General features: G+C 60.4%; 8 protein-coding genes. 4 read left to right on the top strand and 4 right to left on the bottom strand.

The genetic code is table 11. The annotated features are described in order from the left end of the window. Positions 1-18 precede the first annotated feature (18 nt). Together EN994_RS16370 and EN994_RS16365 are read right to left on the bottom strand one after the other, a co-directional pair. A complete protein-coding gene (locus EN994_RS16370; RefSeq protein ID WP_013529287.1) occupies positions 19-345 on the bottom strand; it encodes a DUF883 family protein in 327 nt (108 codons plus the stop codon). 128 nt (positions 346-473) lie between these two features. Then, positions 474-1,235 carry a Crp/Fnr family transcriptional regulator gene (locus tag EN994_RS16365; RefSeq protein WP_027163153.1) on the bottom strand — a complete coding sequence of 254 codons (762 nt, stop codon included), beginning with the start codon at positions 1,233-1,235 and terminating at the stop codon, positions 474-476. A 168-nt stretch (positions 1,236-1,403) separates the two neighbouring features. On the opposite strand from EN994_RS16365, the gene EN994_RS16360 reads away from it, so the two are divergent. Next, on the top strand, positions 1,404-1,775 hold the full coding sequence (locus tag EN994_RS16360) for a response regulator (protein ID WP_027163154.1): 372 nt from the start codon (positions 1,404-1,406) through the stop codon (positions 1,773-1,775). A 13-nt stretch (positions 1,776-1,788) separates the two neighbouring features. Here the strand turns inward: EN994_RS16360 and EN994_RS16355 are convergent, their stop codons facing one another. Then, positions 1,789-2,340 (bottom strand): RNA polymerase sigma factor, encoded by a 552-nt coding sequence (locus EN994_RS16355; RefSeq protein ID WP_013529285.1) that lies wholly within the window; start codon positions 2,338-2,340, stop codon positions 1,789-1,791. 3 nt (positions 2,341-2,343) lie between these two features. Further along, positions 2,344-2,547, bottom strand: a complete 204-nt coding sequence (locus EN994_RS16350; protein ID WP_032809255.1) for a NepR family anti-sigma factor — start codon at positions 2,545-2,547, stop codon at positions 2,344-2,346. Between the two features lie 213 nt (positions 2,548-2,760). On the opposite strand from EN994_RS16350, the gene EN994_RS16345 reads away from it, so the two are divergent. The 3 genes from EN994_RS16345 (at position 2,761) to EN994_RS16335 (ending at position 5,161) form a co-directional block, all read left to right on the top strand. After that, positions 2,761-3,555 (top strand): response regulator, encoded by a 795-nt coding sequence (locus tag EN994_RS16345; protein WP_013529283.1) that lies wholly within the window; start codon positions 2,761-2,763, stop codon positions 3,553-3,555. A gap of 227 nt (positions 3,556-3,782) precedes the next feature. Beyond that, positions 3,783-3,950, top strand: a complete 168-nt coding sequence (locus EN994_RS16340) for a DUF1328 domain-containing protein (protein ID WP_013529282.1) — start codon at positions 3,783-3,785, stop codon at positions 3,948-3,950. Positions 3,951-4,129: 179 nt separating this feature from the next. Further along, positions 4,130-5,161 carry a sensor histidine kinase gene (locus EN994_RS16335; protein WP_063169141.1) on the top strand — a complete coding sequence of 344 codons (1,032 nt, stop codon included), beginning with the start codon at positions 4,130-4,132 and terminating at the stop codon, positions 5,159-5,161. Positions 5,162-5,421: the final 260 nt, after the last annotated feature.

The following is a 5,421-nucleotide window of genomic DNA, read 5'->3' as shown; positions in this document are numbered from 1 at the left end:
TTCCCATCTGTAGCGCGACTAGCGACGCGCGATGAGCGCGAAAAGGAAGCCGACGCCAGCGGCGATTGCCAGTGACGTCACCGGCTTTTCACGCACGCTTGCCATCATCTGCGCTTCGATGTCCTTGGCATTGCTGCGCAAGCTGTCAAAGGCTGCTTCGCCCTGCGCGCGCAACTGCTCGACCCCTTCTGTCGCTGCACGGCGCGCGGTGCCATAGCCATGCTCGCCGGTCTTGGCCAGTTGTTTGGTGAGCTTGTCGATGTCGGCCTTCAACTGCCTGATGTCGGCTTCCAGGTCCGCATTTGCACGGGCGTCGGTTGCGGTCTTTCCTGCGGCAGTGGCCATGGCTTAACTCCTTGTGATTGCTCGGTTTCAAACGCGCTGCGCACCTCATGGTTCCGCCACTGCGGACAAAGTAGCCGAAAACGCATCGGCGCGCACCCGATCCGCCGGCTTCGCAAAAAGACGCTTCCTCAGATTAGTGGCCGGCGCGCCTCGCCCAGCCCTTCCCAGCCGGCGAGCCGCTTGAGCCCTTCATTGTCGGAGACCGCGCAGCCGCCGTCGCGCCAGACGATCAGCTTGCGATCCATCAGCTTGCGGATCGTCTTGTTGGTGTGAACCAGCGACAGGCCGAGCGTATCGGCAATGTGCTGCTGCGTGATCGGTATCTGGACGGATTGGCTGCCATTCAGTCCGACGACCTTGGCCCGGCTGCCGATGAAGGCGATGAGATAGGCGGCGCGCTCGATCGCACTGCGGCGCCCGAGGCTGAGCAGATTCTCGTCCAGCATCCGCTCCTCGCGCGATGCGATCCAGGTGATGTCGTAGGCCAGCCCGGGATGATTGCGGTACAGCTCGTGCAGATATTCGCGCTCGAAAACACACAGCAGCATCGGTGAGAGTGCCTCGACGGAATGCTGCATCTCGCCCATCACACTGCCTTGCAGGCCGATCAGATCCCCGGGCATGAGATAATTGAGGATCTGGCGACGGCCGTCCCGCAGCAGCTTGTAGCGAAACGCCCAGCCGGAGAGCACGGTGTAGAGATGGGCGCTATGGCTTCCCTCCACCAGCACCGTGTCGCCCTTATCGACCGCGAGTTCACCCTTCTTGAATTTGCTGATGAAGGCCAGCTCCTGTTCTTCGAAGTCGCGGAAAACCGGCAACGGCCGCAATGGGCAGTTCTCGCAAGGATATTGGCGGCTGGAGAAAGCGTTATTGTTCTGGACTGACATTTCGCCCCCTTCGAAAGCCCGCTCGACCCCCTTCGAAAGCCGCTCTTGGAGAGCCGCGTTTCAACGCGTTGCAAGGATTGAGGTTCCGCCCGCTGGCCACATGTCTTTTTTAAATGACATCAAGCCAATTAGCGATCATGACTCCGGCGTTTCAAGGAGTCTTTGCCTGTGCCCACATTGCTTGACGGATTGCGGATTCTCGTTTTGGAGGACGAATTTCTCATCGCCATGGATGTCGAGCAACTTTGCCGCGATCATGGCGCCGATGAGGTGGTGATCGCCCGTGACCTGACCGAGGTCGATGGCCGGGAAGTCGCCACGCGATTCGATGCAGCCATTGTCGACTTGATGCTGGGCGGCGCCTCGACGATCGATTTCGCTTCCGGGCTGCGCGCGGCAGGCATACCTTTCGTGTTTGCGTCCGGCTATTCGGATGCCGATGAAATCAAGGCATCGTTTCCGGGCGTCAGGCTGGTTGGCAAACCCTACTCAGGCGAAGACCTGGTGCAAGCGGTCGCGGCGGCCTGCGGACGCGCTTGAGACGCGATCGCGGTCAGCTCGCCGGCGAACTCGTTACCTGGGCCGAAATCGCGTCCGGACCATACTCGTCCTCACCTGATATTTTCAGGATCTCCTGCAAGCGGGTACGGGCTCGGCTGACGCGGCTCTTGATCGTCCCCACCGCGCAGCCGCAGATCTCCGCGGCCTCCTCGTAGGAGAAACCAGATGCGCCGATGAGGATGATGGCTTCGCGTTGGTCCTCCGGCAACTGCTCCAGCGCCCCGCGAAAGTCCTTCAGGTCGAGTTGACCGTGCTGGGCCGGATGAACGGCAAGCCTGGCCGTCATGATACCGTCGCTGTCCTGCACTTCGCGCCCGCGCTTGCGCATTTGCGAATAGAACTCGTTGCGCAGGATGGTGAAAAGCCAGGCCTTGAGATTGGTGCCGGGCTGGAAGCTCTCATGCTTGTCCCAAGCCTTGACGAGTGTTTCCTGGACGAGGTCGTCGGCTTTATCGGCATTTTGCGTCAGCGACACGGCAAACGCGCGCAGACTTGGGATTGCCCCAAGCAGATCAGTCTTGAAGCCTTGTGAGACCGCGGCCATGCCTCAGTCCTTCTTCTGTGCGGGTTCAGCCTGTTCCAGTTGGCTAAGCAACTGGGAAAAGCGATCCGGCACATCGTCGGAGACCAGCGCGTCGTAATATTGTTTGAGTTTGCGTCCGATTTCGGAGTTCGGCCCAAGAGCGTCACCAGAACCGTTCCGGCGCCTGCTCTCGGCGCCAGTCAGAATATCTTTCGTCATATCCTTCATTTTGCCCTTGTATTCCCAGCGCTCAAGCCGCTCTTACCGTACTCAACACAACGCAAGCGGCGCCCTCGTCTGGTTGCCCATCCCCACCACAAACGCCACTCCCCGGCTTTTGTTCCGTCGAGGTGGAACTTTTTCAAAAAATCCGCGTTATCACGGCTTGCAGTCAGCTTGACCTGCTACGCAATCGCGTCATTCTGAGGGAGACGTCTTACCATGAGCTTATCCGCCACCATCGCACCACATCTGCCCTTCCTGCGCCGCTTCTCGCGGGCTGTTTCCGGGTCGCAAGAGAGTGGTGACGCGCTGGTCGCTGCGATGCTTGAAGCCATCATCGCCGATATCGAGATATTTCCCGAAGCATCGAGCGACCGCATCGCGCTGTACAAGGTTTTCGCCAAGCTTTTCACATCGGTCGCCATCCGCGTTCCACAGGAACAGGCGCAATCGGCGTGGGAACAGCGCACCGCCGCCAATCTGAATGCGATCGCGCCGCGGCCCCGTCAGGCCTTCCTGCTCGTGGCGGTCGAAGGCTTCAGCGAGGAGGAAGCGGCTGAGATCCTTGACGTCGGTGACCAGGAGTTTTCAGAGCTGCTTGCGCAGGCGAGCAACGAGATATCCCGTCAGGTGGCAACCGACGTTCTGATCATCGAGGATGAACCGCTGATCGCCATGGATATCGAAGAAATGGTCGAGAGCCTGGGGCACCGCGTCGTTGGAACGGCGCGCACCCATGCCGAGGCAGTGATGATGTTCGGCAAGACGCGGCCGAAGATGGTGCTGGCCGACATCCAGCTTGCCGACGGCAGTTCCGGCATCGAGGCCGTGAACGAAATCCTGTCATCGACGTCGGTGCCGGTCATCTTCATCACCGCCTTCCCCGAGCGCCTGTTGACTGGGGAACGACCGGAACCGGCCTTCCTGGTCACCAAGCCGTTCAATCCCGACATGGTCAAGGCGCTGATCAGCCAGGCACTGTTCTTTGACCGGCAGGCGAAAGCCGCCGCATAGTCGGGAATTGGGAGTGGAGGAATTGACGAACCCAAGGCGATAGCCTCGCTCCCGAATCTCTCCAGATGATCAATTCGTCACTTCGTGCCGCCTGATGCACCCGGGCGGCGACGGTGAATTCCTGCGGTTCCGCTCGAACGATTTGCAAGCACGGTCTTTTTCGGCAAAGGGTGGGAACAAACCGCAACCACCCACGTTTTCATCGCACCATTCGAAGGAGATGGATCATGCTTTACTGGGCGCTCGTATTTCTCGTCGTTGCCATCATCGCCGGCGCGCTTGGTTTCGGCGGCATCGCCGGTACCTCCGCCGGCATAGCGCAGATATTGTTTTTCATCTTCCTCGCCTTCCTGGTCATTTCGCTTCTTGCGGGCCTGTTCAAACGGGCTTCGTAAGGACGGACGGCCGAACACTGGAAGCCGCACCCCTCAAACGGTTTCCAGCCACCGCCGGGCGGTGTCCCTCAAAGGACGCCGTCCGGCGGACCGTTTTTGGCGGCGGGTTTTCCGGAAACCTGTTTGGAACCCATTCAACGATGAGCCGTTCAGCCTGAATTGGGTGGACAGATTGGCCGATGGGTTCCAGGACCGGAAACAGGAAAGACGCCGTGCAAAGCGATGAAGTCATCGCCCTCCATCCCGCCGACAGCGGCATGCAGCTCGGCCGTGCTCTTCTTCACGCGTTGCACAATGCCGGCATTTCCGTTCTCTACCAGGATCGCGAGATGAAAACCGTATGGGCGCGCAACATGCGTGCGCCCTGGGTTTCGGACACCGCCGACAGCATCGGCATCCTGCCGGAGGCGCAGGCCGACCGCATCGGCGCGGCCAAGCGCGACGTCATTGCATCCGGCAACCCCCAACGTCTCGAGATCAGCGTTCCCGTCGAGGATGGCAGCCGCTGGTTCGAGGTGTGGATCGATGCCGATCACGGCGATGGTGGCACCGTGCAAGGCGTCGTCACCACGATGGTCGAGACGACGGAGCAGAAGCGCCGCGAGCAGACCCTGACGACGCTGTTGCGAGAGGTGAGCCATCGCTCGAAAAACCTGCTGGCGATCATCCAGAGCATAGCCACCCAGACCGGCCGCTACTCCGACAGCATCGGCGATTTCCTGACACGCTTTCGCGGCCGGCTGCAATCGCTGGCCTCGTCCCAGGATCTCGTGACCTCTTCCAACTGGCGGGGTGCAGCACTTCGCGAACTCGTATCGGGCCAGGTTGGCCGCTATGGCGGCGATCCGGTTCGGAGCCTGAGGTTTCAGGGGGCAAACCCCTATCTCAATCCCAACGCTGCCTTGCATATCGGCCTTGCGATGCATGAACTCGCCGTCAATTCGGTGAGCTACGGCGCCCTGTCGCGGCCCGGCGGGTACGTCAATGTTACAGCCAACCTGACCGCCGACGACACGGGAACCTCCCTGTCCCTGACATGGGCGGAGGCAATCGGCGCCAGTGATGTCAGGCGTAGCGAGAAGCGCTTCGGCAGCGTCGCACTCGAACGGGTCGTGCCGGCGTCACTGAACGGAACGGCGACGCTCGAAATCGCGGCTGGCCGCCTTGAATACCGCCTTGTCGTTCCGCACGGCAATTTCGAGACGGATTGAGCGACCTTCCTTAACCCGCCGTTCACCATAAAAGCAGATGCTGTTTTTCCCAGATACCGCTGGAACTTGTTGCATCACCGAACATTTCCGCAGCAGGATTTACAGCATGGTGGGAGGAATGCCTTGACGGTTGCCGACATGAACAGACTGGAGCAGGCCGCCCGGATTTCCATGGGCGAGTTTGAGGACTCAGAGGCTTCCACGCCACCGCTGGCTCCTGTTCCCAACGGAGCTTTGCGCCTAGTTGCGCTGGCCTTGGT

The sequence above is a fragment of the Mesorhizobium sp. M7A.F.Ca.CA.002.09.1.1 genome, from assembly GCF_003998555.1.
GTDB classification, from domain to species: Bacteria; Pseudomonadota; Alphaproteobacteria; order Rhizobiales; family Rhizobiaceae; genus Mesorhizobium; species Mesorhizobium ciceri.
Note: the sequence above shows the minus strand (reverse complement) of the source record. Positions and strands in the feature narration are given on the sequence as shown.

What these genes read in the sequence shown, in the direction of transcription:
- EN994_RS16350 (WP_032809255.1), bottom strand. Translation starts at nt 2,547, where the DNA reads ATGAAGGATATGACGAAAGATATTCTGACTGGCGCCGAGAGCAGGCGC.
- EN994_RS16345 (WP_013529283.1), top strand. Translation starts at nt 2,761, where the DNA reads ATGAGCTTATCCGCCACCATCGCACCACATCTGCCCTTCCTGCGCCGC.
- EN994_RS16355 (WP_013529285.1), bottom strand. Translation starts at nt 2,340, where the DNA reads ATGGCCGCGGTCTCACAAGGCTTCAAGACTGATCTGCTTGGGGCAATC.
- EN994_RS16335 (WP_063169141.1), top strand. Translation starts at nt 4,130, where the DNA reads ATGGGTTCCAGGACCGGAAACAGGAAAGACGCCGTGCAAAGCGATGAA.
- EN994_RS16365 (WP_027163153.1), bottom strand. Translation starts at nt 1,235, where the DNA reads ATGTCAGTCCAGAACAATAACGCTTTCTCCAGCCGCCAATATCCTTGC.
- EN994_RS16370 (WP_013529287.1), bottom strand. Translation starts at nt 345, where the DNA reads ATGGCCACTGCCGCAGGAAAGACCGCAACCGACGCCCGTGCAAATGCG.
- EN994_RS16340 (WP_013529282.1), top strand. Translation starts at nt 3,783, where the DNA reads ATGCTTTACTGGGCGCTCGTATTTCTCGTCGTTGCCATCATCGCCGGC.